This window comes from Comamonas sp. wu1-DMT (assembly GCF_040187805.1).
Classification (GTDB): domain Bacteria; phylum Pseudomonadota; class Gammaproteobacteria; order Burkholderiales; family Burkholderiaceae_C; genus Comamonas; species Comamonas thiooxydans.
Map to the genome: position 1 here is coordinate 38,769 of NZ_JBANEM010000001.1, position 25,041 is coordinate 63,809.

General features: G+C 61.3%; 24 protein-coding genes. 10 read left to right on the forward strand and 14 right to left on the reverse strand.

Going from position 1 to position 25,041, the window contains the following annotated elements:
- The first annotated feature begins 143 nt into the window (after positions 1–143).
- The gene (locus V8Z78_RS00180; protein WP_349730664.1) at positions 144–851 is read left to right on the forward strand and encodes a hypothetical protein; all 708 of its coding nucleotides are present in this window, start codon (positions 144–146) and stop codon (positions 849–851) included.
- 33 nt (positions 852–884) lie between these two features.
- Here the strand turns inward: V8Z78_RS00180 and V8Z78_RS00185 are convergent, their stop codons facing one another.
- The gene (locus tag V8Z78_RS00185) at positions 885–1,739 is read right to left on the reverse strand and encodes an aldo/keto reductase (protein WP_349730665.1); all 855 of its coding nucleotides are present in this window, start codon (positions 1,737–1,739) and stop codon (positions 885–887) included.
- A 200-nt stretch (positions 1,740–1,939) separates the two neighbouring features.
- Between V8Z78_RS00185 and V8Z78_RS00190 the strand changes: the two genes are divergently transcribed.
- From V8Z78_RS00190 to V8Z78_RS00200, 3 genes are all read left to right on the forward strand, one after another.
- Entirely contained in the window at positions 1,940–2,791 is an 852-nt protein-coding gene (locus tag V8Z78_RS00190) for a DUF2167 domain-containing protein (RefSeq protein ID WP_004340885.1), read from the forward strand.
- Positions 2,792–2,879: 88 nt separating this feature from the next.
- Entirely contained in the window at positions 2,880–3,632 is a 753-nt protein-coding gene (locus V8Z78_RS00195) for a hypothetical protein (RefSeq protein WP_004340882.1), read from the forward strand.
- 61 nt (positions 3,633–3,693) lie between these two features.
- Positions 3,694–4,008, forward strand: coding sequence for a DUF2322 family protein (locus V8Z78_RS00200; protein WP_004340880.1), 315 nt, complete (start codon positions 3,694–3,696; stop codon positions 4,006–4,008).
- A gap of 6 nt (positions 4,009–4,014) precedes the next feature.
- Here the strand turns inward: V8Z78_RS00200 and V8Z78_RS00205 are convergent, their stop codons facing one another.
- A complete protein-coding gene (locus V8Z78_RS00205; RefSeq protein ID WP_349730666.1) occupies positions 4,015–5,058 on the reverse strand; it encodes a GGDEF domain-containing protein in 1,044 nt (347 codons plus the stop codon).
- On the opposite strand from V8Z78_RS00205, the gene V8Z78_RS00210 reads away from it, so the two are divergent.
- Positions 5,041–5,265: a hypothetical protein gene (locus tag V8Z78_RS00210; RefSeq protein WP_241781331.1), complete on the forward strand. Its 225-nt coding sequence runs from the start codon at positions 5,041–5,043 to the stop codon at positions 5,263–5,265. The genes V8Z78_RS00205 and V8Z78_RS00210 overlap by 18 nt on opposite strands.
- A 151-nt stretch (positions 5,266–5,416) precedes the next feature.
- Here the strand turns inward: V8Z78_RS00210 and V8Z78_RS00215 are convergent, their stop codons facing one another.
- The 4 genes from V8Z78_RS00215 to V8Z78_RS00230 form a co-directional block, all read right to left on the reverse strand.
- Positions 5,417–6,571: a YbdK family carboxylate-amine ligase gene (locus V8Z78_RS00215; protein ID WP_004340876.1), complete on the reverse strand. Its 1,155-nt coding sequence runs from the start codon at positions 6,569–6,571 to the stop codon at positions 5,417–5,419.
- Positions 6,561–7,844, reverse strand: a complete 1,284-nt coding sequence (locus tag V8Z78_RS00220; RefSeq protein ID WP_004340874.1) for a cation:proton antiporter — start codon at positions 7,842–7,844, stop codon at positions 6,561–6,563. The genes V8Z78_RS00215 and V8Z78_RS00220 overlap by 11 nt, the downstream gene beginning before the upstream one ends.
- A gap of 400 nt (positions 7,845–8,244) precedes the next feature.
- Positions 8,245–9,420, reverse strand: a complete 1,176-nt coding sequence (locus V8Z78_RS00225) for a M20 aminoacylase family protein (RefSeq protein WP_046462437.1) — start codon at positions 9,418–9,420, stop codon at positions 8,245–8,247.
- 15 nt (positions 9,421–9,435) lie between these two features.
- The gene (locus V8Z78_RS00230) at positions 9,436–10,779 is read right to left on the reverse strand and encodes a DUF3100 domain-containing protein (protein WP_004340870.1); all 1,344 of its coding nucleotides are present in this window, start codon (positions 10,777–10,779) and stop codon (positions 9,436–9,438) included.
- 177 nt (positions 10,780–10,956) lie between these two features.
- Here V8Z78_RS00230 and V8Z78_RS00235 point away from each other — a divergent pair, with 177 nt between their 5' ends.
- From V8Z78_RS00235 to V8Z78_RS00255, 5 genes are all read left to right on the forward strand, one after another.
- Entirely contained in the window at positions 10,957–11,895 is a 939-nt protein-coding gene (locus tag V8Z78_RS00235) for a LysR family transcriptional regulator (protein ID WP_004340866.1), read from the forward strand.
- 80 nt (positions 11,896–11,975) lie between these two features.
- The gene (locus tag V8Z78_RS00240) at positions 11,976–13,043 is read left to right on the forward strand and encodes an AAA family ATPase (RefSeq protein ID WP_004340865.1); all 1,068 of its coding nucleotides are present in this window, start codon (positions 11,976–11,978) and stop codon (positions 13,041–13,043) included.
- Positions 13,043–14,899, forward strand: a complete 1,857-nt coding sequence (locus tag V8Z78_RS00245) for a vWA domain-containing protein (RefSeq protein WP_349730667.1) — start codon at positions 13,043–13,045, stop codon at positions 14,897–14,899. The genes V8Z78_RS00240 and V8Z78_RS00245 overlap by 1 nt, the downstream gene beginning before the upstream one ends.
- 130 nt (positions 14,900–15,029) lie before the next feature.
- Positions 15,030–15,386 (forward strand): zinc ribbon domain-containing protein YjdM, encoded by a 357-nt coding sequence (locus V8Z78_RS00250; RefSeq protein WP_349730668.1) that lies wholly within the window; start codon positions 15,030–15,032, stop codon positions 15,384–15,386.
- A 775-nt stretch (positions 15,387–16,161) separates the two neighbouring features.
- Complete coding sequence (locus V8Z78_RS00255; protein ID WP_081033954.1) at positions 16,162–17,532, forward strand: MFS transporter; 1,371 nt, start codon at positions 16,162–16,164, stop codon at positions 17,530–17,532.
- A 132-nt stretch (positions 17,533–17,664) separates the two neighbouring features.
- On the opposite strand, the gene V8Z78_RS00260 is transcribed toward V8Z78_RS00255, so the two are convergent.
- The 8 genes from V8Z78_RS00260 to aceF all read right to left on the reverse strand — a co-directional run bounded on the left by V8Z78_RS00260 (position 17,665) and on the right by aceF (position 25,029).
- Complete coding sequence (locus tag V8Z78_RS00260) at positions 17,665–18,141, reverse strand: GFA family protein (RefSeq protein WP_080554188.1); 477 nt, start codon at positions 18,139–18,141, stop codon at positions 17,665–17,667.
- 235 nt (positions 18,142–18,376) lie between these two features.
- Positions 18,377–19,684, reverse strand: a complete 1,308-nt coding sequence (locus V8Z78_RS00265) for a type II toxin-antitoxin system HipA family toxin (protein WP_349730669.1) — start codon at positions 19,682–19,684, stop codon at positions 18,377–18,379.
- Complete coding sequence (locus V8Z78_RS00270; protein WP_349730670.1) at positions 19,674–20,039, reverse strand: helix-turn-helix transcriptional regulator; 366 nt, start codon at positions 20,037–20,039, stop codon at positions 19,674–19,676. The genes V8Z78_RS00265 and V8Z78_RS00270 overlap by 11 nt, the downstream gene beginning before the upstream one ends.
- A 71-nt stretch (positions 20,040–20,110) precedes the next feature.
- Positions 20,111–20,263: an aldehyde-activating protein gene (locus tag V8Z78_RS00275; RefSeq protein ID WP_349730671.1), complete on the reverse strand. Its 153-nt coding sequence runs from the start codon at positions 20,261–20,263 to the stop codon at positions 20,111–20,113.
- Between the two features lie 164 nt (positions 20,264–20,427).
- Positions 20,428–22,266 carry a dihydrolipoyl dehydrogenase gene (lpdA, locus tag V8Z78_RS00280; protein ID WP_349730672.1) on the reverse strand — a complete coding sequence of 613 codons (1,839 nt, stop codon included), beginning with the start codon at positions 22,264–22,266 and terminating at the stop codon, positions 20,428–20,430.
- 91 nt (positions 22,267–22,357) lie between these two features.
- A complete protein-coding gene (locus tag V8Z78_RS00285) occupies positions 22,358–23,020 on the reverse strand; it encodes a hypothetical protein (protein ID WP_349730673.1) in 663 nt (220 codons plus the stop codon).
- Positions 22,971–23,243, reverse strand: coding sequence for a hypothetical protein (locus V8Z78_RS00290; RefSeq protein WP_349730674.1), 273 nt, complete (start codon positions 23,241–23,243; stop codon positions 22,971–22,973). Before V8Z78_RS00290 ends, V8Z78_RS00285 begins: the two co-directional genes overlap by 50 nt.
- 106 nt (positions 23,244–23,349) lie before the next feature.
- Complete coding sequence (aceF, locus tag V8Z78_RS00295) at positions 23,350–25,029, reverse strand: dihydrolipoyllysine-residue acetyltransferase (protein WP_349730675.1); 1,680 nt, start codon at positions 25,027–25,029, stop codon at positions 23,350–23,352.
- Positions 25,030–25,041: the final 12 nt, after the last annotated feature.

Consider the following 25,041-nt stretch of genomic DNA (forward strand, 5'->3'; position numbering starts at 1 on the left):
CAACTATCTAGCATATGGCAAAACGCGAGACTGATTGACAAGCTTTGCGGCAGGCGCTGTCGGAGCATGCCACTCTCGCCCTGATCGCGTAAAAATTGTGCAAACTCGCTTTCATGGCCGACGACTCCGTTTGAAAGAACTCCATGCGCTCTTCGCTTGATTTCAGCTCCTGGACCTCCTTGCTCTCCACCGTGCTGGGCCTGTTGCTGGTGACCTGCCTGATGATGGGCATTCGCCTGTTGTTCATGCAGACCGTGCAAAAACGACGCGAGCGTGAGAACCGGCAGATCAACGAACGACTCAAGACCTTGATCGCCGCCTACAAAACGCTGGGCAGCTCGTTTACCGGCACGCTGAGCGTGAGCCCTCTGCATCTGCGCGAGCTCAGGCAAAACGATGAGACGCCGCCGCAACCGCCAGCCGGAGCTAGCCTGAACGAGCGCCGGCGTCGTATCCGGGATGCCGTGGAAGCCGCTCTGTCCGACATCATCCTGCTGGGTACCGAGGAGCAGGTGGAACTGGCCGCCCGGGCCGCCCAGGATATGGTGGCCAGTCGACCTATCGAGACCGCCGCGCTGGTCACCTCGCTGCGCGGCTTTATCCGCGACGCCCTGGATCTTGAACCCATTCCCTCGCATCTCCAGATACCGTCCCAGGGCCCGGCAAGGCCGAGTACCGGGGGCGCCGGAGGGAATCGCAAGGCCGGTGAAGCTCAGGGTTCGGGCGGTCGCAGTGGCGCAGGCGCTCAGGGTGCAAGCATGGGAGCGGGAGGCCTGGGACTGGGCGCCGGACTGGGCTCAGGTCTGAGTGCTGGTACGGGTAGCGAGGATCTCACGGACCGTCGCTCATGACACCGCCTCGCCCAAGCCTCAGGCCCTTCTTGCTCAGAGAATGTCCAGCGGCTGCTTGAAGCGCGGCGGAGGCGAAGCAGCATCGATCAGCGCCAGCTCCTCCGGGCCGAGCTTGAGCTGCAGTGCACGGGCGTTGTCTCGGACATGGTCTTCGGAGCCGCTCTCGGGAATCGCCAGCACTTTGCCGCTGCGCAGAGCCCAGGCCAGAGCCACCACACTGGCACCGACACCATGGCGATCACCTATTTCAGCCAGCAGGCTGTGCTCAATCAGCTCTCCATGTCCTAGCGGGCAATAAGCCATCACGGTCACGCCGTTCTTCTGACACCAGGGCAGCAAGTCATATTCGATGCCGCGGCTGAAAACGTTGTAGAGCACCTGATTGACCACGCAGTTGCGTCCGCCGGGAACTTGCCACAGCTCCTGCATATCGTCGATGTCGAAATTGGAAACGCCCCAATGGCGAATCTTGCCCTGCGTCTTAAGGTCCTCAAACGCGGCTACCGTCTCGGCCAGCGGCGTATTTCCGCGCCAGTGGAGTAAATAGAGGTCGATACAGCCCACTCCCAGCTTATGGGCGCTGGCCTCGAACGCACGCATCACTCCCTTGCGGCTGGCATGCATGGGTAGCACCTTGCTGACCAGAAAAGGCCGGGGCCGACTTGGCGGCCAGTCACGCAGCACATCGCCAATCAGTTCTTCGGAAAGACCGTCGCCATACATCTCGGCGGTGTCGATCACGCTCAGGCCGAATTGCAATCCGGTGAGCAAGGCCGCTTTCTCCTCGTCCCGGCTACGCCGCCCCTGGCCAAGGTGCCAGCTGCCCATGCCCAGATTGGCATGTCCCTGCAAGAATGATATGGCACTGTGCATATGATCAATCCCCATGAAAAATCTTTAAAACATGCTTTTTGTCCGATATTACTGACGCTTTATTCCATCAATCCTGCTAATTTTGTCAGCTCAGTTTGAGCCACGTTATGCTTCGCGTGCGAATCAACGACTGATGATTCGAATGTGAATGTGAAATCAAGTTCGCTATTACCAATAGCAATCCTCAATAAATTCATAACACGGGAGTTCATTGAATGTTCAAGTCCATCGCGGCAGCCGTTCTCGGCCTGTCACTTTCTCTGGGCGTCTGGGCCAAGACCGAAGCCACTCAGGAGTTGCCGCCTGAAATCAAGGCCCTGCGCTGGCAGGAAAGCGGCAAGGGAGAAATCGCTGACAAGGCCAGCGTCAAGATTCCATCGGGCTATGCCTTTCTCGGCGAGGCCGACACATCCAAGCTGTTGCAGGCATTTGGCAACCCACCCAGCAGCGATCACTTTCTGATAGCCCCCAAATCGCTGGACTGGTTTGCCGTGTTTTCGTATGACGACACTGGCTACGTGAAGGACGACGAAAAAATCGATGCCGACGACTTGCTCAAATCCATGCAGTCAGGTGACAAGGCCGGCAACGAACAGCGCAAGAAGCTGGGTCTTGAAGCGCTGTACACCGATGGCTGGCAGGTTCCCCCACATTACGACACAGCCACCAAGCGACTGGAATGGGGTCTGCGTCTGCGCGGCGAGTCGGGCGAGAAGAATGTCAACTACACCTCGCGCATTCTGGGCCGCAGCGGCGTGATGACTGCCACCCTGGTCTCCGACACCGCCACACTGGCCCAGAACACCGATGAATTCAAGAAAGTACTCGCCGGCTTCGACTACAACAGTGGCCAGACCTATGCCGAGTTCAAGAACGGTGACAAGGTCGCCGCCATCGGCCTGGGTGCACTGGTGCTCGGAGGAGCTGCCGCAGTGGCCACAAAGAAAGGCCTTTGGGGTGCGATTGCAGGCTTTCTGGCAGCAGGCTGGAAGATCATTGCAGCCGCAGCGGTCGCGCTGTTCGCAGGCATAGGCAAATTGTTTGGCCGCAAGAAAGCCGCAGAATAAGACAGTCGGTCGGTCGCGGCTTCAACCCCTGTAACCCCGCCCCGCGCATCGCTAAGATCGCGGGGTTTGTCTTGTCTCGAAAGCCGTCTTGTACTTCACGATCTCCACGCAGCTGCAGGTAGTTCTGGCCATTGTCCTGTTCTATCTTTATGACGCGGCCTTGCTGCTCAAGCCAGAAGAGGGTTTGCTGCGCCCGCTACGCTCGGGATGGCGGGCACAGCTGGCCAGCCGGGGCTTCGAGCTGCGTCAGAATCGCCTGCTATGGCTGCCTGTTCTTGCACTACACCAGCCCGTCTACCGGCAGCGCTGGAGCACCACGCGGATTCATCTGCCCGGTGAGGCGGTATTTTCAAAGGCAGTGGAGGCACATGCCCGCAGTTTCAAAGCGTTTGCGCTGCCGCTGTATCTGCTGGCTGCGCTGCTGTTTCTCTGTCTCCCCGCTGCCTTGCTGGTGCTGCATTCCGAACTGCTGCAGCTGATCGCACTCGCGCTGATCTATCTGAGCACGGCCTGCCTGAGCTGGCTGGCCCTGCGCCACGGCAAGCAGGGCCACAGCAATCGGGCCTTCGCGCGCTCCACAGCGTTTCAGATTTTGCTGTGCCCGCCATTTGCCCTCAATGTGGTGCGCAAGCTTTCGCTGTCCTACGAGACTGAAGCCGATTTGCTGCAGACGGCGCAGGCCCTCATGAGCGCCGCACAGTGGCAGGACCTTGCAGCAGAGGCTCAGCAGCTGATGCAGCGCGAAATGGATGAAATTGCCGAGCTGCCCGAGTATGCGCCAACGCTTGCGCAGATGCAGCAGGCGCTGCGGGTGCTGGAGCAAAACAGCGCCCGCAGCTGAACACGCCATCAGACTGCCTCACAATAGCGGCTTCCATCACAGCGACCATCGCGAGCACACCATGGCCTTTGCCGACAACCTCAAGCAACTTCCCTCCATCGCCCATGTCGCCGAGCTACAGCTGATCGACTCCGACGGCAAGCTTGCCGCAAGCATTCCGAATGCGCCTGGCAAGGCCGGCTCTGTCACGGTCTACAACGCCCTCTACGCAAAACATGGCAGCATCAATGTCGCCGCCGCCGAAGAGGGTCTGCAGCTGTTTGCAGAGCACACCGAAGACGCCAAGGCACGCCCCGGCGCTCACCCCAATATCGATCGACTGCTGGAGGTGATTGCAAGCGGCAAGGGTTATGCCGTAACGGTGATTGCAGCCTGAGCGTCTTCAGGCCCTTTCCCGGTTAGAAAGGCTTGACCTTCTTGCCTTGCTTTCTAGCGCCTGAGGCAGAAGGTATTCGGGGTCCGCACGCTGAACGCGGTTGCGCCCGGCGCTCTTGCCTCGATAAAGAGCTGCATCGGCCTGCTGCAGCGTGATGTCAAATGCCTGAGAAGTGATGAACGGATTGGAAACACCAATCGTCGCCGTGCAAGTGACAGAGCCGTGCAGGCTGATGCCAGGTATCGCGATTTCCGCAATCGCCGCACGTATTCTTTCGGCCAGTTGCAGAACTTCATCCCCCTTCAGGCCAGGGCAAAGAACCAGAAACTCCTCGCCGCCCAGACGACATTTAAGATCACTCCTGCGCGTGCTTTGCTGAATCGCTTCTGCCACGCGACACAGCATGTTGTCGCCAAACTGGTGCCCATAGTTGTCGTTGATGCGCTTGAAATGGTCAATGTCCACGATCAAGAGGTGGACCGGAGCGGCTTTCCTGGCTGCGAAATGCGCCTCCAGCCCATCTAGCAAACCACGACGATTGAGCAGCTTGGTCAGCGGATCCTGCGCTGCCATGCTGCCGAGTTCGTCGGTGAGACGGCGCAACGCCAGCCAGACAGCGCCTGGCGGAATCACCGTACCGAGGAAAGACATATAGATATAGAACACCATCTGGAAACGGCTGTTCATGTCCAAAGCCTGCAGCCCACCCTTCAGGATCAGCATGAGCTTCATGGCATTGAGACCACATATGCCCGCGATCAGGATGGCAAACACCACCATCTCCACGGCCATATTCCTGGCAAAGCTGCGCGTTCCCCAAAGCAAAGTGATCGTCATGCAGAGAAACAGCAAAGTGCATGCCGCAGCCAACATGGCCTGACGCGCCTCCAGACCAAGCGTAGACTGCACCAGCACCTGAGCCGCGCTGTAGGCCAGTGCCAAAATCAGCAGCGGACGCCATACCGGCGTCGGCCGATTGAAAAACCGCATCGCACCCAGCACATACGCTACCGGCGCGCAAAGCGTCAGCGTGTGATTGACGAGGCTCATCACACTCCAGCCAGGCTTGCCGCCCAACAACTGCAATATATAGGCACAACCAAGCAGCAGATTGCCCAGCGCAAAGACCTCCATGCCCATTTTTCTGCCGGGCAGCCTGCGACTGATCAGCATGAACAGAACGCAAAAACACAACAGATGCACGCAGAGCATGCCAAGGATGACGGTCGCAACCATGAAATCGCTCATATCCGATAAAGCTAGGCGCCGCCTGGTCCAGGCAATGAGAACAGCCGGACCTGCGGATCAACAAAGCAGGTCTGGTCCAGGCTTTACTCAAGCCTTTCTCCCCACTCTTAAGTGTTGGCAACTCTAATGCCTTGCGCCGAGCCGATAATGTCAACGCCGGTCAGGGCCTGCCAGCGAATCTGAGCGACGCCTGGCGCACCACCTCCGGCAACTGCTGCACCCGGGCATAGCTTTCGCGCAGCCAGCTCGCATCGTTGCCGCCCTGCAGCACCTGGGCCAGCTCCTGCAAAGCGCTCTTGCCGGATGCCGGCGCATGGCCGGTGATACGCCCCAGCGTCTGCTCGATATGCTCGCGCAGCGGCAGTTGCTCGCTGGTGGCTGGGTCCACATAGGTGCCGTCCAGACCAAAGCGGCAGGCCTGGAAACGGTTATAGGTATAGACCAGATAGTCGTCTTCGCTGGGTTCGAAGGGCTGCTCACTGAGGAACCAGGCGCCCAGCGCCTGAACATAGGCCGCCAGTTGCGCCGCGCGATGGATGGACAGCGGCGTATCGAAGACACGAACTTCCACAGTGCCGAACTCGGGCTTGGGACGGATGTCCCAGTAAAAGTCCTTCATGCTGTGAATTACGCCCGTGGCAGCCATCTTGACAAAATAGCGCTCGAAGTCTTCCCAGTGCAAGGCAAATGGTGCACGCCCCGAGAGCGGAAATGCGAACACCGAGTTCAGGCGCGCCGAGTCAAACGCCGTGTCCTGCCCCTGCACAAAGGGGCTGGATGCGGACAGCGCAATGAAATGCGGGATATAGCGCGAGAGCCGGTGCAGCATCATCAGCGCATCATCGGCACTGGGACAGCCCACATGCACATGCTGGCCAAAGATGGTGAACTGCTTGGTCAGATAGCCATACAGCGCCGTCAGCTCCTTGAAGCGCGGCTTGTCGTAGATGCGCTGCTGGTGCCATTGCTGAAACGGGTGCGTACCGCCGCCGGCCAGCGCGATATTGAGCCGGTCAGCCGCCTTGACCAGGGCATCGCGTGTGACCGCCAACTGCTCATACGCGTCCTGTGCATCGCTACAAATGCCGGTCGAGATTTCGATCATGCTGGCCGTCACCTCGGGAACGATAGAGCCCGGAACCTTGGCGTTCTTGAGCAGAGCCAGCATATCGGGCGCATAAGGCGTCATATCGTAGTGATGGGTGTTGAGCAGCTGCAGCTCCAGCTCCACGCCCAGCGTCAACGCCTGAGATGGCGCGAATTCGCCCAGACCATCAGCCGCTGCCGTTTGAATGTGTTCGACTTCATGCGTCATGACGCCTCTCCCCTCTTTGCAAGGCTGCGCGGCCCACGCCGCGATGGGCATCGCCGCTGCGCCACAGCGCCGTGGCAGCCAGCAGCACACCCAGTACCTCACACAAGGCAATCATGGGCAAGGCAATGGCCGCGAGCTGCTGGGCCACGCTGGCATTGAAAGCAGTCCACTGCGACACCAGAGCAGAGACCATAAGCAGGGCCACCCCCGAGAGCGCAAACTGTCCGCAGGCCACGGGCCACTGTCTGCGCCAGCCTATGGCCGTGCCGTGCCCCAATAGCAAAACTGCAGAAAATTTGCCGACTGCCCTTGCCAGTACGGCGCTAGCCACTACCGAAACAAGAGCGAACGACATGCCGACCTGGGCTGCCATACTGGCCACCAGTACAAACATCAGCAGATTGAGCATGGCATTGGCCGCCTGAAAAGCCTGGGGCCAGATCAATGGCATGGGACTGAGATTGCGCAGCATCAGCCCCGCAACCATAAAGCCCAGCGCGGCCGAACCACCCCATTGCTCTGCCAGCAGACAGACCGCAGTCATTGCCGCGAGCAGATAGAAGGCCGTGCTGTCGCTGCGCGATGACTGCCAACGCAACACCGGCCAAAAAGCGGCCGTGACCAGCAAGGCCCAGAACAGGGTCAGCAGCAGGCTGAGCAGCAAACGCCCCAGTCCCGCAGCCGAGAACTGCAGGCCGCCGCCCGCCGCAGCTGCGGCAGGAACAAATACTACCGTCAACACCAGCGCCCCCAGCAGCGCCAGCAAGGTGCTGATGGTTGCCAGCAGCAGACTGCGATCCGTCACTGCACCGCTGGCACGCAAATCATCGGCAATGCGCAGCAGCACGGCCGGCGATGCCGCCATGGATATCACGCCGACGGCCAGCGCCACGGCCCAGCCCCAGCCGAGCGCCAGCAAGGCGGCGGTCACCACCACCAGAGTCAACAACGACTCGCCCAGGCTTTGCAGCAGCAGCCAGGGCTGACGCAGCAGCCAGGGAAGGGAAACTTGGGATGCAGCCAGCAACAGGCTCGCGCCCACGGCCAGCTCCAGCAGCAGCGCCGAACTGCCCTGCAAAGGCCAGGGCAGGTCACCAAACCCCACCCAGCCGGCCACCAGGCCGACCATGGTGTAGCCCAGCATGCGTGGATAGCCGGTAAAGCGATGAACCAGATGACCAAGCAAGGCGGCGGCCGAAACCAGCACGCACCAGCTCAGCAGCGGTGGAAAGCCGGCAGGCCAGATGCCCGCCTCCAGATTGCCGAACGGCATATAGCGCCCTCCTGTATCAAGACCCGGACAGTGCAACAAGTCGCGTCACCAGGGTTGGTGCAGGCAGCGTTGCGAAAGAGATGCGGTCAGCGCCGCGTGAAATCCCGGCCATGCGCCGGAATGCAACACCTGCTATTGCGCAACCAACTCTTCACCCACAGGATCAAGGCGGCCGCCACGCACGCCCCAACTCCTGTTGAGATAACGACAGAAACTATCTCGGAGCGCTACAAACATCATAGAGCTCCTGCATCCAATGGCGTTACAGGGTGTCAGCCTTCCGACATTTCTGTGACCGAATGCATTGCTTGGTGCAGTTTTGCAAACCAGCGGATCATGAAAAACGCCGGGCTCAACTCTGCGTTGACCCGGCGTAGGCATGTATGGCAAAACTGCGCTGTCAGGCTGGCAGCTTGCCGTCCTTCAGCAGCGCACCCACCAGCGCCACCCAGTAACGCATGCCCAGCGGCAGATTGGCGTCATTGAAGTCGTACTTGGGATTGTGCAGCGAGGCACTGTCCTCGCCATTGCCCAGCCAGATATAGACGCCCGGGCATTCCTGCGCCATGAAGGCAAAGTCTTCCGAGGCCATGCTGGGCACCATATCACGGCGCACCTTGCCCTCGCCCAGCACGCTGGTCAGCACCTCGGCGCAGACTTCGGCATGCTGGGGGTTGTTGATGGTTGCGGGGTAACTGACGCGGTAGTCGAGATGGGCTTCCAGGCCGTGCAGCGCGCAAGTCGCGGCAATCGCATCGCGAAAACGCTGTTCGATGCGCGCACGCTGAGGCATGTCAAAGCAGCGCACGGTGCCACGCAGCTTGATGACTTCGGGCATCACGTTATAGGTATCGCCGGCGTTGAAGCTGGTCACGCTAAGCACGGCCGGCTTGTGAACCTCCTGCTCGCGCGCAATCAGCGCGGGAAGATGAGTCACCAGCTGACAGGCAGCCAGCAGTGCGTCCTTGCCCAGATGGGGCATGGCGGCATGGCAACCCTTGCCGGTCAGCGTCAGGTCAAAGATGTCGAAGGCCGCCATCACGGCCGTGGAATGCACCGCTGCCGTTCCCACAGGCAGGCCCGGCCAGTTATGCATGCTGTAGACCGCGTCCATGGGGAAGCGCTTGAACAAGCCGGCTTCGATCATGGCTCGCGCGCCACCTTCGTTTTCCTCGGCGGGCTGGAAGATGAAATGCACGGTCCCCGCAAAATCGGGCGCCGAGGCCAGAGCCTGGGCCGCCCCCAGCAACATGCTGGTATGGCCGTCATGGCCGCAGGCATGCATACGGCCGGCGTGCGTGGACGCATGCTCGCACTGGTTGAGCTCCGTCACATTCAACGCGTCCATATCGGCGCGCAGGCCGATGGATGGGCCTGCGCCCATATTGCCCTTGAGCACGGCAACCACACCCGTACCGGCCAGGCCGGTGTGCACTTCCAGACCAAAGCTCTTCAGCAGTTCGGCCACGCGTGCGCTGGTGCGGTGCTCCTGAAACGCGGTTTCGGGATGACGGTGAAAGTCATGGCGCCAGGCTTGAAGTTCCTGCTGGCCGGGCCACTTGATGGTGTTCATCATGGTCGTGTTCCGGCTTTACAGCGTATGGACAAAGGTCTGGGCGATCAGGGTCGCAGCCAGGAACACACCGGCATTGGCCAGCAGCGAAACCACGACGATGCGCCAGCCCAGGCGGCGGAAGGCCGGGATGTCCTTGGCCAGCGACAGGCCCGCGAACGTCAGCATGGGCGTGATCATGGCCAGGAAGTTGACCTTGCCGGTGAGCGCAGCCACTTCGGCGGCATAAGGCGTGAGCGGGAATGTCATGGCCATGGCGATGAACGAGATCCAGCACACGGCAGGCAGCATGCGGCGCGTGCCGACATAGATCAGATCACCGACAAACACTGCAGCAATGATGAGCAGCACGCCGGGCAGCGCATCCATCACCGGCACGCCATGGCCGATGCGGTTGCCGATCAGCACCATGGCGCCGACCAGAACCCAGGAAGCGAAGCGCATGCCCAGACCCAGCGCCGGAACCTGCGCCTGTTCTTCATCTTTGGCGGCAGACAGGTCTACGGCCTGCTCCACAACGGCCTGCTTGCGCTTGCGGCCCAGAATCGGCTCCAGCCATTGATAGGCACGCAAGGCCAGCGGCAGCGAGATGAACAGCGTCAGATAAGTGCCCACCGTCGTCGCAATCAGGTTGGCGGCAGCGGCAAAGGTGGCAATCTGGTCGCTCATCTCGGGATGCTGGGCGGCGATCGCGCCCACGGCGGCGGCCGTCATGCTGCCCGAGCCGACGCCGGCGCCCATGCCCAGGGCCAGCGGATGGAAGATATTGAGGCTGGAGACAAAGCCGGCCAGCAGCGAGATGAAGATGGCGCCGATCAGAGTGCCTGTGATGTACTCGGCCAGCACGCCGCGGCCTTCGGGCGAATCCATGCCGAAACGCTCGCCGATGATGGCCAGGCCCGGTTCACGGCCGATGGAGAACGTCGCGCCAATCGCTTCGCGCTTGATCCCCAGCAGCAGCGCCACGGGCATGCCCAGGGCGACGCAACCGACCAGATTGCCCAACTCCTGCAACACCAGTCCCCAGCCGACTTCCGCCAGCTTGGGCAGCGAACCACCGACCAGCAGACCGAGCTTGGCAATGAACAGGAACAGCGCGCAGGACAGCACGGCGGCGGCCAGATTCTGACTGTACAGGCTCAGTTGCAGCGGGCCGGGCATGCGCTTGCGCAGCAGACCCAGCACCAGGCCGATGAGCAGCGCCCAGATCATGGGCAGCAGCACCACCTTGCCCACGCCCAGCGCAATGGGCAGCGGCCCCAGCCACTCGGACAACGCCGCGATCACCAGCGCCAGCGCAAATACCTGCACCACGCTGCCCACATTCAACGCGGCCTTGGCCGGCTGCACCTCTGTACGCATCAACTTTCCTTGCGCACGACGGCCGCTGCCGACGCGCTGAAATAGCTTTGAACCCTGAAAATGGGCACGGCCAGCCCAAGCTGGCGCTCACCCATGCGGGCGCTGAATATAACAATGCATTTATTGCATACGCATTCTTTTTCTGTTCTAAAAAAGTGAACATACGTATGAATACAGATGCAATTTGGCGACGACAATCGCCGCATGCCCGCCTTTCAAGACTCCCGTGCCCGCTATCTGTTTGAAGCCGTCTACTGCGGCTCTGTCCGTGCCGCAGCCGAAAAACTTGGCATCGTGCCTTCGGCCGTCAGCCGCCAGATCAGCCTGCTCGAAGAGGAACTGGGCCTGACCCTGCTGGAGCGCCATCGCAGCGGCGTGGTGCCCACCGAGGCCGGCCAGTTGCTGCTGGACTATCACCGCGAACACACGGCCCACCGCCACGACATGCTGGCCAAGGTCGATGCGCTGCGTGGCCTGCACAGTGGCAGTGTCAGTGTGGTCAGTGGCGAGGGCTTTGCGCAGGAGCTGATCGACGGACCCATTCGCAATTTTCGCCAGCAATATCCGGGCGTCAGCATCTCGCTGGAAATCTACGGCACGACCGAGATCATGCGCCGCATTCGCGAGGATGCTGCCGAGATCGGCCTGGTCTACTACCCACCCGCCGACAGCCATATCACCGCGCGCGGTGCGGCACGCCAGCCCATGCATGCCATCGTGCATGCACAGCACCCGCTGGCCAGCGCTGAGCAAACCTCGCTGCAGGAGCTCAGCCAATGGCCTATTGCCATGCTTCAAGGTGTGTATGGCATTCGCCAGCTCGTGGAATATGCCGAACACAAGGACAAGATCCACCTCAGCCCCGCGCTGACCAGCAATCTCATCAGCGTGCTGCTGGCCTTTGTCACCAGCGGCCAGGGCGTGACCCTGCTGCCGCCCTGCTCCGTCACGGCCGAGCTGGCAAGCGGGCGCCTGCGCGCCATTCCCATTCACAACCCTGCATTTCAGGATGCGGAGATGCAGCTCATCACTCGCACCGGCCGCCATCTGTCCCCTGCTGCCAATCGCTTTCTGCTGTATTGCATGCAGGGCATGCAGGCGTTCCAGGAACCATGAGCGGCGACCCGCAAGACTCCAGGTCAGGCCGCCTGAGCATGCTGAGGACGCTGCTGCACTTGCCTTAGACTGCACGCAGCATGCAAACCAGTCTGGCTCTCACCCCCTCGCAACTGAGCGAATTCCTTCTCAACGTCGCCACCGTACGCCCCGTGTTCATCTGGGGGCCGCCAGGCATAGGCAAATCGGCACTGGTACAGAACTTTGCGCAAAGCGTGGGGATTGATTGCGTGTCCCTGCTGGGCAGCCAGCTCGCACCCGAGGACTTGCTGGGCGTGCCACAGATCATTGACGGCGTGACCCGCTTCTGCCCGCCCGCCATGATTGCGCGCGAGCAGCCTTATTGCCTGTTCCTGGACGAACTCAACGCCTGCAGCCAGGATGTGCAAAAAGCCTTCTACAGCCTGATTCTGGAGCGCCGCGTGGGCGAGTACCTGATGCCCGAGGGCTCCATCGTGATTGCGGCTGGCAACCGCGCCCAGGATTCCGCGATTGTGCGCACCATGTCCTCGGCGCTGATCAACCGCATGATTCACGTGCAGCTCAAGGTCAGTGCCAGCGAGTGGCTGCAATGGGCGCAGCAGGCCCAGTTGCATACTCTGGTGCTCGAATACCTGGCCCAACGTCCCGACCATCTGTGGAGCCAGCCGCCCAAGCATGAGGAGGCGTTTTCCACGCCGCGCTCCTGGCATATGCTCAGCGACGCCTTGCTCTCCTACGGCGATGCGCTGAACCTACAGACGCTGGAAGCCCTGAGCAGCGGCTGCCTCACGCCCCAGCATGCGGCGCAGTTCAAGGCCTTCTACAAGCTGGCCGACGACCGTCATCGTCTGGATGCCATCTTCAAGGGCGACGCCAACTGGCCCCATGCGCCACAGGACAGGGATGTGCTGTATTTCCTGGCTCAGGCCTTCCGTGCGCGCCTGCTCAAGATCCTGCCCGCCGACAAGCAGCAAAGCGGCGGCGAGCTGCAGCAAACCGTGCACCGCTCCAAGGCCATGCTCAAGGAGCTGGCCCAGATCAGCCTGGAAATGGCCCAGATCGTCACCGCCGAAAGCGACGGCCAGACCCTGCCCGCCTGGTATATGGTGGAAATCGTGCGCGACCTGCCACGCCTGGTGGAAGCGCGCGAAGCAGCCAGAGCCTGATGGCCAAGCCCCCAACGCGCGAAACGCCAGCCACCCAGGCCTATACACAAGGCCTGGCCATGCTGCAGGCACACCCCATCTTTAGCGAACTCAGCCGCAGCCTGGGCTTTGTGCGCAGCGCCCATTCCCAGTGTCCGGCCCATGGCTGGGCGCAGACCAGCCTCAACCACCAGCGCTTTACCGGCCAGATCGACATCCACCCCAAGCGCATGGCCAGTCCCGAGGAATGGGCGTATTGCCTGGGCCGTGCCACGCTCAGCTACGCGCTGGAGCTGTTTCAGCGCGACCGCAGCCACTGGGCGCAATGGAGCGCGGCCTGCGACGTGGTCACGGCCCGCTTCATCCAGACCATCAAGCTCGGCCGTCCGCCCGAAGGCATGGAACTGCCCGACGGTCTGCCCCAACGCGACGAGGCTCAGTGGTACGTCCAGTTCTGCGAACAAGGCATACCCGCCTGGGCGCAGGCGCTGAGTCTTGCCGGTCCCGGCCAGGGCGGCGCTCACCCCAGCCTGGCCTTGCCAGAGCAATGGCCTGAGCCGGCCTCATCCACCAGCAAGCCTCAGCCGTACTGGCGCAGGTACGGCAACTGGCCCGAAATGTTTGCCGCCGGCCTGGCTCGCTCCGTCACCCAGTCCGTGGAAATGGCAGCAGGCGTGCGCCGCGAGTTTGGCCAGAGTCTGCCTGCCAGCAGCGCGCTGGACCGCGCGCGACACTGGTTCATGGACAGCTTTCCGCTGCTGGGCAGCATGGTCGCGGCGTTTGACATCATTGAGGACGCCAGCATCTGCGAGCGCGAGGACATTGCCGTCGCCGCGGTCGACGAGATGCTGCGCACCATCTACATCAACCCCGGCCCGCACCTGTCCGAGCTGGAGCTGCGTTTCGTCATCGCCCACGAAGTCCTGCACGTCGCCCTGCGCCATCTGCCGCGACGGCGCGGGCGCGAGCCGTTTCTCTGGAACGTGGCCTGCGACTTCGTCATCAACGACTGGCTGATTCAGATGGATGTGGGTCAACCGCCGGGTATCGGTCTGCTCTACGACCCGGAGCTGCGCGGTCTCGGCGCCGAGGAGGTCTATGACCGCATCGCGAGCGATCTGCGCCGCATGCGCAAGCTGCGCACCCTGGCCGGTGGCCGGGGCGATATGCTGGAGCGCAATGTGGGCGACCAGCGCGGCGCGGGCGACTTTACCGATATCGACGAGTTCTGCCGCACCCAGCTAGGCAAAGGCCTGCTGCGCCACGAGCAAAGCGCACGCGGCCTGCTGCCCGCAGGACTGATCGAGGAAATCCGTGCTCTGCTGCAGCCGCCGGTTGACTGGCAGGTCGATCTGGCGCGCTGGTTCGACCATCACTTTCCGCCCATAGAGACGCGGCGCAGCTATGCCCGCATCAGCCGCCGCCAGAGCGCCACGCCCGATATTCCCAGGCCACGCATTCAAGCCGACAGCCGCTGGCTGGAAGGCCGCACCTTTGGCGTGGTGCTGGACACCTCGGGCTCCATGGAGCGCCATGTGCTGGCCAAGGCACTGGGCGCCATCGCCAGCTATGCCGAGGCCAAGGACGTGCCCGCAGTGCGCCTGATCTGCTGCGATGCTGCCGCCTATGACCTGGGATATCTGCCGGCCGCCGACATTGCCCAGCGCATCGCCCTCAAGGGCCGGGGAGGCACCGTACTACAGCCGGGTGTGGATCTGCTGCTACAGACCGATGACTTTCCAAAGGATGGGCCCATCCTCATCATCACCGACGGCGAATGCGACCCGCTGCGCGTGCCGCACGAGCATGCCTATCTGCTGCCGCCAGGCCGCAAGCTGCCGTTTCGCACGGCTGCGCCCATCTTTGTGATGGACTGAAATCCAGCCAGGCTCATGCAGCGCATGCCGTCCATATCGGCGTGCAAAGGCCTCTCAATCCGCACCTGGGCGACCCACTACTGCTTTGCGGCTAGGCTTGGTGCTTGCTATTTTGAAAGAAAGCCAATCCTTGAGCACGACGACATTGCCCTCTTGCCCCCAATGCGGTCTGGACAACACCTATCCCGATGGCGATCTGCTGATCTGCCCCGATTGCGCCCATGAATGGTCGGCCCATGCAGAAACCATTGCCGATGAAGACAACGGCCCCCGCATCATCAAGGATGCCAACGGCACGCCGCTGGCCGACGGTGACAGCGTGCTGCTGGTCAAGGATCTGAAGGTTAAAGGTTCCTCTACCGTCATCAAAAAAGGCACCAAGATCAAAGGCATTCGCCTGGTCTATGACAACGGCGACCATGACGTGGACTGCAAGACGGATCAGGGTCCATTCATTCTCAAATCCGAGTTTCTGAAAAAGGCCTGAGGCAACATTCCCCATCGCTGAACCCAGCGATCCACCCAACGCCCGGAGCCATGCCGGGCGTATCCGCTGGCACAATGTGGCGGCTCAAAAGCTCTGGCAACCCGCTTGTGCAAATAGAAGCCCAACTGGCTCCTTTCCGCGCTGGCCGTTATCAAAATACATACTCGGCCACATCAGCTATCCGCAGATGAAACGGCTGCCTGCCCCCCGTGCTAGTGCGAGTGCGAGTGCGAGTTCAGGCGCAGCATGGCTCTCGATGGCGCACGCCATCGCCCCGCAAAACCGCAGCATCTCCCGCTGCCTTGCCGCAGCAAGGCCGACCCTAAGGCTTACCCTCGGATGTCATGATCTGGCAACTGAATTGCGGCATGCGTTAAGTCCATTCAGGGCACCAGACCTACATTGCCCCCTCGAACACCTTGATTTCTGCCCCCGCAGAGGTCAAGACAGGCTGATGCATACCTGTGCGCAGCCAGGTCCAGGCCATGAAGGGCAATAGCAGGAAATGAACCGGGAACTCGAAGGCAAGCAATCCAATCACTGGTCACAACCACAGTCTCCGCCGTGACCTCGTGAGGTCCTGGCAGCAAGACTTGGCAGCCTGTGCCCCACGGCTTGATGCTGTGGGCCTCTGCGCAGTTCCCCCTGTATTCAAGACAACAACAAAAGCCCGGCATAGCCCTAGCACAGCGGCTTGCAGCGTCTACATCGTGATGCAGCAAGACGTGCCGCGAGGAACCACCCAGCGCCCCATACCAACTTCCAAGAGACAAGCATGACCCCAAGCGCGACGACCATTTCGGGCGCAACGCCCAGGCAGGACACCAGCCACGACATCGATGCAGACAACGCGCTGTATGCCAAGGTCAGTTGGCGGCTGCTGCCCCTGCTGCTGATCTGCTACATGGTCGCCTACCTGGACCGCATCAACATCGGCTACGCCCAGATCCAGATGAAGCAGACGCTGGATTTCGGCGACGCCGCCTACGGCTTTGGCGCAGGCCTGTTCTTCATAGGCTACTTTTTGTTTGAAGTGCCCAGCAATCTGCTGCTGGAGAAGATTGGCACGCGCAAGACGCTGATGCGCATCATGCTGGTCTGGGGCGTCATCGCCACCGCCATGGCCTGGGTCTCCACTCCCATGCAGTTCTATGTGGCGCGCTTTCTGCTGGGCGCCTTCGAAGCCGGCTTCTTTCCCGGCGTCATTCTCTACTTCACCTACTGGTACCCCTCGGCACGCCGTGGCCGCGTGATCTCCATCTTTCTCTCAGCCGTCATGGCCATGGCGATTGCGGCCGGCCCCTTGTGCGGCGCCATTCTCAAATATATGGATGGCATCGACGGGCTGCATGGCTGGCAGTGGCTGTTTCTCATCCAGGGCCCTCCCGCCTGCATTCTGGGTCTGATCCTCTACTTCTATCTCCAGGACAAGCCGAGCGACGCCGGCTGGCTGACAGACGCCGAAAAAGCGCGCCTGCAACACAACATCGCCAACGACGGCGGCCAAGTTGCTCATCATGGCGGCCACGGGCACAAGGCGGCCCACAGCAGCGCCTCTCTGGGCCAGTTGCTGCGCGACCCCAAGGTCTATGCCCTGTCACTCGTGTATTTCATGATGCACGGTGCCACCTATCTGTTTGTCTTCTGGATGCCGACCGTGATTCAGGGCCTGGGGGTGCAGGACGTGCTGCATGTCGGCATCTACTCGGCCATTCCCTTTGTCGCAGGCTTCTTCGGCATGATTGCCTTCGGTGCCAGCTCCGACCGGTTCCGCGACCGCCGCTGGCATTTGTTCATCGCCACCGGTATGGCCATTGCCGGCCTGATCGTCACCCTGCAGATGCACGGCCATCTTGAGGGCTCGCTGATTGCCCTGGCCTTCACGCTGATCGGACTTGCGGCCCTGCCCCCGCTGTTCTTTGCCCTGGTCAGCGACTATCTGTCACCGGCCGTGGCCGCCGGCGGCATAGCGCTCATCAGCAGCCTGGGCAATCTGGGCTCGGCCGCCAGCCCCACGCTGGCCGGCCTGCTGACCCAGCACACAGGCAACCGGCACTACAGCATCTATCTTGTGCTGGTCATGCTGATCCTCTCGGCACTGGTGCTGATGGTGACAGTGCGCGACTCCAGGACCAGGCGCAGCTAAGCCATGCCCGGCGCGCTTGCCAGGCAGCGCCCGAGCTGGATCTATCTGGCTGGCTGATTCGATGCCGAACGCAGAAAATTCATTAAAAATGACAGCTAACACTTACCTGTAAAGCGTTAGCAGCTATCAAAATCATTCCTCAAGCTGCGCTTCGGCCAAGGGATTCGCCTTGTAACTCAGCCAGCCTGCCGCCACAGACTTGCCCGCAGCAGCGCCTGCGCGGCGGTCGCTGGGGTGCGAGCGCCCCTCGCTCACCACCACTTCGGCAAAGTCAAACGGGCTCATGCCCGCTATGCAAGCCACATTCACACCGTACTGATGCGGCGACGAGCGTCGCTGATGGAAGGTATAGATGCCGCAATGCTTGCAAAAGAAATGCTTGGCCTGCCCGGTGTTGAACTGGTAGAGCGTCAGCGCATCCTGTCCCTGCAGCACCTCGATTCCGCTCAAATCAGCCGACACCGCCACGGCCCCGCGCATGCGGCAAAACGAGCAATTGCAGCGCCGCGCGGTGTTCAGGCCATCGCTTAACAGAACGGTAAAGCGCACTGCGCCGCAGTGGCAGGCAGCTTGGAGCGGTCGGGAAAAATCGCGGTTGGGGCTAAGCATGGGTTTGTCTCCATCAATACGGTTCTTATATGGCTGGCGCTGAATCAACGGCATCCAATATCGGTCAAATCAAGCCCAAGCGCTCATGCAACAAGCGCAATAAACCATGAAGCTTCAAAATTTCCCGATCAGGAAATTTTTAACTTGCCGCAACTGATTTGAAATCATATTTCCCGTACGGGAAATTTAACTGGCATCGCGGCGATCCGATCTAGGTGTGAAATCACTCGTGTGCTCAGGCCAAGCGCCTCAGCGTCAAGGTGCAGCGCTGCTCTATCAGCTGCACGATCTGCTTCACCACGGCATTGCCCGCAAATCCATGCGGTGGCGCGGCCTGCAGCTTGCGGGCGGCGGCGGGTAGCTCGTTAGCCAGCTGTTGCAAGCGCTTGCGCGTCGCCGCCTTGGCAAGGCCTGCTTCTTCCGCAAACTGCTCCCAGTGCCTGGCCTCCAGCTCGCTGAACTTGTATTTGCTGCCAATCTTCATTGCCATCTTGGGCGTCAGCTGGGGGTAAATCGCTGTAGCCAGCAGGTCGTAGAACGGTGCCAGCACAGGCGCCCTTCCTCCATAAAGCAGCGAGAAATTCTTGCCATGGGCATCATGGTTGCCAATCAAGGCATTGAAGATCGCCCCATCCAGCAGCCGCAGCACCTGAGGCGCGCTGGGACGGGTCACGCTGCGCAGCAGGGCAAAGCATTGCGCCAGGCCTGGCCCGCCCTCGTTCTGGTACTTCAGCTCGGGCACCACGCCCAGCGCCTGGCAAAAGTCTTCCTGATGCAGACGTTGCAACTGCGGCTGGTGCAGATCTTGAGCATTCAGCTCCCGGTCATAGCGCTTCACCAGCAAAAACGAGCGGCCCAGCACGCTCTGGATTCGGGCATTGGCAGGCCGCAGCCCCATGACCTGGGCCAGCAGCATGCAAAAGCCTTCATTGGCCACGCTGTCCTCCACCGCATGGATGGCGGGCTTCAAGATATGCGAGCTGGGCGCGCCATTGCGCGGCAGACCGATACGCACTGCGCCCGGAATGCTCTCGTCCACCACCACGGGCAACTTGTCCTGCGCCCCGGCCAGCGATAGCCGCAGCCCTTCATCTCCCGCCAGCATGGGGCGACGCGGCAGCTCGTCCAGCAAGGCGAGCAGCTTTTGATCGCTGAGCCAATCCACATCACCCGGTGCCCCGGTCGCCCCAGCCCCGTTAGTCGGCAAGGCCTGCACCGGCTCCAGAAAGGTCACGGCCCCCGCGCATTCGCCGCCAATATGGTCCAGCAGCGCAAAGTCGTTTTGGCCCGACACCTGAAACTGCTGGGCAATCAGGCGCCGCATCTGCCCCTCGGGCAGCAGACCGGCGAAGAACGGCCGGGTCTGATGATCGTCAAAAGGTTTAGCCTGCAGCGGCAGCGACTGCGATAAAGCCGTGGCCTGCGGCTGCGCCAACCAGTCGGTCGCATAGGCAAAGCTCAGCTGCCCATGCACCAGCGACAGACTGCCGACGCGCTCATCAAACAGCCAGACTTCGAGTTCATGCGTGGATTTAGACGTCATGGTCTGCGCCCTCCGCTACGCCCTCAGAATCCGTATACGGCAAGCCGCCCAACTGCAACTCCCCGCCCAGCGCATTGATCACCCGCAGCACATGCTCCAGCCGTACCGTGGGCTTGCCAGCCTCTAGATCCACAATAAATCGCGTGCCCACGCCTGCGGCCAAGGCAAGCTGCGGCTGGGTCAGTCCCAATTGTTTGCGGGCGATGCGCAAAGCCGTGCCCAGTTGGTCGGTGGTGTGGATGGTGGACATAAGGTGGTTCGCCTGGAAATTCCCGTTCGGGAAATTATGAAACAGAGCACGCAGAAAAGGAATCGATATTTCCTGATCGGGAAATTCATTGACAGACAAGCTCAAGCATCAACGCCAAAAATTCAAGATAAAACAGGCTCCAGCGCTTATGCATCATGCATTGGCAGCTATCAAAACTAGTCTTTAAGCTGTGCTTCGGCCTTCGCGTTGGCTTCATAAGGCCCCCAACCCGCCGCCACGGGCTTGCCGGCAGCAGCGCCCAACTTATGGTTGCTGGGGTGCAAGCCCTCCACGCTCACCGCGACCTCGGCAAAGTCAAATGGGCTCATGCCTTCAATGCAAACCACATTTACTCAAGCACTCAAAGCAGCACGATCACAGATAGAAAACTGAGAATCAGTCGGTCTCAAGCGCTTATGCAGCAAGCACAAGCAGCTATGAAATATAAAAAAGGCAGCCCGAAGGCTGCCTTTGTTTTAAGCAAGCGAAACACTCACTTACGTGTGGGTGGCACATCCGTGCAGGAACCGTGCGCCACTTCCGCCGCCATGCCGATGGACTCGCCAAGGGTTGGGTGGGGATGGATGGTCTTGCCGATGTCCACGGTGTCGGCGCCCATTTCGATGGCCAGGGCGATTTCACCGATCATGTCGCCGGCATGCGTGCCGACCATGCCGCCGCCCAGGATACGGCCGTGCCCGTGAGCTTCGGGGGAATCGTCAAACAGCAGCTTGGTGAAGCCTTCGTCGCGGCCGTTGGCGATGGCGCGGCCCGAGGCAGCCCAAGGGAACAGGCCCTTCTTGACCTTGATGCCTTGTGCCTTGGCCTGGTCTTCGGTCAGACCGACCCATGCCACTTCGGGGTCGGTGTAAGCCACCGAAGGAATCACGCGGGCGTTGAAGGCAGCAGAAGCCAGTTCCTTGTTGCCTTGCAGTTCACCGGCGATGACTTCGGCAGCCACATGCGCTTCGTGCACGGCCTTGTGCGCCAGCATGGGCTGACCCACGATGTCGCCAATCGCGAAGATGTTGGGCACGTTGGTGCGCATCTGGATGTCGACGTCGATGAAGCCGCGGTCGGTCACGGCCACGCCAGCCTTGTCGGCACTGATCTTCTTGCCGTTGGGCGTGCGGCCCACGGCTTGCAGAACCAGGTCGTAGGTCTGGGGTTCGGGCACGGTGACGCCGTCCTTGGCAGGAGCGAACGTGACCTTGATGCCTTCTGGCGTGGCTTCGGCACCGACGGTCTTGGTGTTGACCATGATGTTGTCGAAACGTGGTGCGTTCATCTTTTGCCAGACCTTGACCAGATCGCGGTCAGCGCCCTGCATCAGGCCGTCCATCATCTCCACCACGTCCAGGCGTGCGCCCAGTGTGCTGTAAACGGTGCCCATTTCCAGGCCGATGATGCCGCCGCCCAGAATCAGCATGCGCTTGGGCACCTCCTTCAGGTCCAGGGCACCGGTGGAATCGACCACGCGGGGGTCCTTGGGCATGAAAGGCAGGTGCACGGCTTGCGAGCCTGCAGCGATGATGGCGTTCTTGAATTGAACGATCTTCTTGCTGCCGGTCTTTTCCTGGCCGGAACCAGTGGTTTCTTCGACTTCGATGTGGTTGGCAGACACGAAGTTGCCATAGCCGCGCACGACGGTGACCTTGCGCATCTTGGCCATCTGGCCCAGACCGCCGGTCAGCTTGCCGATGACCTTTTCCTTGTGGCCGCGCAACTGGTCGATGTTGACTTCGGGAGCCGCGAACTTCACGCCGGCCACTTCCAGGTGCTTGACTTCGTCCATCACGGCAGCCACGTGCAGCAGTGCCTTGGAGGGGATGCAACCCACGTTCAGGCAGACACCGCCCAGGGTGGCGTAGCGCTCGACCAGCACGACCTTCAGGCCCAGGTCGGCTGCGCGGAAGGCTGCGGAGTAACCGCCAGGGCCACCGCCCAGAACGACCACGTCGCAGTCCATGTCCACGGTGCCGGCAAAGTTGCTGGCCACGGGAGCGGGAGCGGCAGCCACGGGGGCGGCCACAGGTGCGGGAGCGGCTGCGGCGGGCGCAGGCGCTGCGGCTTGTGCCGGTGCGGCAGCACCGGCTGCCACTTCCAGCGACAGCACGACGGAGCCTTCGGCAACCTTGTCACCGACCTTGACCTTGATTTCCTTCACAACGCCAGCGTGGCTGCTAGGAATTTCCATGGAGGCCTTGTCGCTCTCCACGGTGATGAGGGACTGGTCCACGGACACGGTGTCGCCGGCGTTGACCAGCAGTTCGATCACGCCCACTTCGGCGAAGTCGCCGATATTGGGTACCTTGATATCGATGAGGCTCATATGCGCTCCTATCTTGGTTTTGTCTCTGCGCCGCCTGAAGGATCAGGCAGCAAAAACGATTTTTCTCGGTTTGAAGCCGGACGGTGACGCCTTAGCTCCAATCAAAGGTCTGCAGCACGGTACGGCTTTGGGGCTCGTAGAACAGCAGGATTTCGCAGTCATGCCCCGTGAACTCGTTGGCATAGGTGCTGGTGATGAACTCGAACGCAGCGCCCGTTTCCGGGTGAATGGGGTGAATACCGTCATCCGTACCAATGCCGCTGAGCAGCGGGTTGGTCAGATTGCTCCAGTTACCACCCCACGCAGGCCCGCCCAGCACGCCGAGCAGATAGCGCCCTGAAGTGGAGTCATAACAGTCCGTACCTGGCTCATACAAAGGCAGCTTGGCAACTTCAGCAGCGTCATTCCAGGGCTTGGCGGCATTCCAGCCATGGGCCAGAAAGTCCCGCCTGGCCTGCTCATAGGCCGCGTGCTGGGTTGCGTAATGCAGCTCCATCACATCGCGCCATGAGTACTTGGCCTCGTGGTGCAGTTCAAACGGCGGTACAACCCCAAGTTTGACCAGTTCACGATGCTGGCTGCGCACCTCGCGCCAGTCGAGCGATTTTTCCGCCCAGTCGGCCCGATCCTGCTCCAGCATGAAGTAGCGCCAGTCGCCCAGCAGCTCGTACTTGCCTTGTTCGTCGAGTTTGAAAGCCAGCCAGTCAGGCTTGAGCAGCGCGTTGCCAAACTCCTCGCCCCCCCCACTCCCCAACTTGCCCTTCGTAGGGCTCGCAAGGGGCGACGAGATGAATCGGCCCGCTCCAGGCATCGTCGAGCAAGGCCAGATCGATGGTGACCAGCGGCAGAAAATGCCGCGCGTACTTCTCGACCGGCTCGGCGAAGACGTCAGCCGCATCCGGAAAAGGCCGGATACCGGGAATGACGCCACGCAGATGCTCGATGGGATGCTGTCTCAGGTTCTTCATCTCACTCATGGGCTGGCAAGGTGAAGCGCAAGGCATCTAAAAAGATAGCTACTTGCGCAGTTCAGATAAGCGCTACAGGCCGATTTCGCTAAAAATCGGCCTGCCCGTCAGCTGCTTAGAGCAGGATGCGGCGGTAGTCGGCCAGCACAGCGCCCAGGTAGGCGTTGAAGCGTGCAGCGGCTGCACCGTCGATGACGCGGTGGTCGTACGACAGCGACAGAGGCAGCATCAGACGAGGCACGAACTGCTTGCCGTCCCACACGGGCTTCATGGCGCCCTTGGACAGACCCAGGATGGCGACTTCAGGCGCATTGATGATGGGCGTGAAGTTGGTGCCGCCGATGCCGCCCAGAGACGAGATCGAGAAGCAGCCGCCTTGCATGTCCGCAGCGCCCAGCTTGCCGTCGCGGGCCTTCTTGGCCAGCTCGCCCATTTCCTGGCTGATCTGCAGGATGCCCTTCTTGTCGGCATCCTTGAGCACGGGAACGACCAGGCCGTTCGGCGTGTCAGCGGCAAAACCGATGTTGAAGTACTGCTTGTAGACCAGAGTGTCGCCGTCCAGAGAGGCGTTGAACTCGGGGAACTTCTTGAGCGCAGCCACCACGGCCTTGATCACGAAAGCCAGCATCGTCACCTTGACGTCGCTCTTGGCCTTGGCGCTTTCGGCATTGGTCTGTACGCGGAAGGCTTCCAGCTCGGTGATGTCAGCCTCGTCATTGTTGGTGACGTGGGGGATGACCACCCAGTTGCGGTGCAGGTTGGCACCCGAGATCTTCTTGATGCGCGACAGCTCCTTGCGCTCGACAGCGCCAAACTTGGCGAAGTCGACCTTGGGCCAGGCCAGCACTTCCAGACCGCCGACGTTGCCGCCGGAAGACTTGGGAGCCACGGCCTGCTGAGCCAGGGTCTGCACGGCGCCGGCCATCACCGACTTGGTGAAGGACTGGATGTCTTCCGCCGTGATGCGGCCCTTGTTGCCCGAGCCCTTGACTTCTGCCAGAGGCACGCCCAGTTCGCGAGCGAACTTGCGCACCGAAGGCGAGGCATGGGGCAGCTGACCCGAAGGCGCCACGGTGGGGTTGTGGGCTGCAGGTGCGGCAGCAGGAGTGGCGGCCACAGGGGCTGCAACCACGGTTGCAGGTGCTGCAGCCACAGGAGCGGCAACCGGTGCCGCCACGGGAGCGGCGGCCTGCACGGGGGCAGCAACTGCGCCCTGCACTGTCATCTGGCCGACGACGTCGCCCACGTTGACGGTGTCACCCAGCTTGATGGTCAGCGCCGTGATGGTGCCGGCCGAGGGCGAAGGGATTTCCATCGAGGCCTTGTCGGACTCCACGGTAAACAGCGATTGCTCGGCGGTCACGGTGTCACCCACCTTGACCAGCATCTCGATCACGGCCACGTCCTTGAAGTCGCCGATATCGGGGATCTTCAGGTCCACGGTGGAGGATGCTGCAGGAGCGGCGGCCACAGGGGCTGCAGCCACGGGGGCAGGAGCTGCGGCCACGGGTGCTGCAACAGGGACAGGCGCTGCGGCGGCAGGTGCGGGAGCTGCATCGGCAGTCTCTAGCATCACGACCACGGAGCCTTCCTTGACCTTGTCGCCCAGGGCAACCTTGATTTCCTTGACCACGCCAGCCTGGCTGGAGGGGATTTCCATGGAAGCCTTGTCGGACTCCACGGTAATCAGGGATTGCTCGACCTTGATGGTGTCACCCACCTTGACCAGCACTTCGATCACGCCGACTTCGGAGAAGTCGCCAATATCGGGGACCTTGATTTCTGTCAATGCCATGTTATCTGTCTC

Bases quoted from the DNA above. Each gene is read 5' to 3' on its own strand.
- V8Z78_RS00180 (WP_349730664.1), top strand. From the start codon at position 144: ATGCGCTCTTCGCTTGATTTCAGCTCCTGGACCTCCTTGCTCTCCACC.
- V8Z78_RS00185 (WP_349730665.1), bottom strand. From the start codon at position 1,739: ATGGGGATTGATCATATGCACAGTGCCATATCATTCTTGCAGGGACAT.
- V8Z78_RS00190 (WP_004340885.1), top strand. From the start codon at position 1,940: ATGTTCAAGTCCATCGCGGCAGCCGTTCTCGGCCTGTCACTTTCTCTG.
- V8Z78_RS00200 (WP_004340880.1), top strand. From the start codon at position 3,694: ATGGCCTTTGCCGACAACCTCAAGCAACTTCCCTCCATCGCCCATGTC.
- V8Z78_RS00205 (WP_349730666.1), bottom strand. From the start codon at position 5,058: ATGAGCCTCGTCAATCACACGCTGACGCTTTGCGCGCCGGTAGCGTAT.
- V8Z78_RS00215 (WP_004340876.1), bottom strand. From the start codon at position 6,571: ATGACGCATGAAGTCGAACACATTCAAACGGCAGCGGCTGATGGTCTG.
- V8Z78_RS00220 (WP_004340874.1), bottom strand. From the start codon at position 7,844: ATGCCGTTCGGCAATCTGGAGGCGGGCATCTGGCCTGCCGGCTTTCCA.
- V8Z78_RS00225 (WP_046462437.1), bottom strand. From the start codon at position 9,420: ATGATGAACACCATCAAGTGGCCCGGCCAGCAGGAACTTCAAGCCTGG.
- V8Z78_RS00230 (WP_004340870.1), bottom strand. From the start codon at position 10,779: ATGCGTACAGAGGTGCAGCCGGCCAAGGCCGCGTTGAATGTGGGCAGC.
- V8Z78_RS00235 (WP_004340866.1), top strand. From the start codon at position 10,957: ATGCAATTTGGCGACGACAATCGCCGCATGCCCGCCTTTCAAGACTCC.
- V8Z78_RS00240 (WP_004340865.1), top strand. From the start codon at position 11,976: ATGCAAACCAGTCTGGCTCTCACCCCCTCGCAACTGAGCGAATTCCTT.
- V8Z78_RS00245 (WP_349730667.1), top strand. From the start codon at position 13,043: ATGGCCAAGCCCCCAACGCGCGAAACGCCAGCCACCCAGGCCTATACA.
- V8Z78_RS00255 (WP_081033954.1), top strand. From the start codon at position 16,162: ATGACCCCAAGCGCGACGACCATTTCGGGCGCAACGCCCAGGCAGGAC.
- V8Z78_RS00260 (WP_080554188.1), bottom strand. From the start codon at position 18,141: ATGCTTAGCCCCAACCGCGATTTTTCCCGACCGCTCCAAGCTGCCTGC.
- V8Z78_RS00265 (WP_349730669.1), bottom strand. From the start codon at position 19,684: ATGACGTCTAAATCCACGCATGAACTCGAAGTCTGGCTGTTTGATGAG.
- V8Z78_RS00275 (WP_349730671.1), bottom strand. From the start codon at position 20,263: ATGAGCCCATTTGACTTTGCCGAGGTCGCGGTGAGCGTGGAGGGCTTG.
- lpdA (WP_349730672.1), bottom strand. From the start codon at position 22,266: ATGAGCCTCATCGATATCAAGGTACCCAATATCGGCGACTTCGCCGAA.
- V8Z78_RS00290 (WP_349730674.1), bottom strand. From the start codon at position 23,243: ATGAGTGAGATGAAGAACCTGAGACAGCATCCCATCGAGCATCTGCGT.
- aceF (WP_349730675.1), bottom strand. From the start codon at position 25,029: ATGGCATTGACAGAAATCAAGGTCCCCGATATTGGCGACTTCTCCGAA.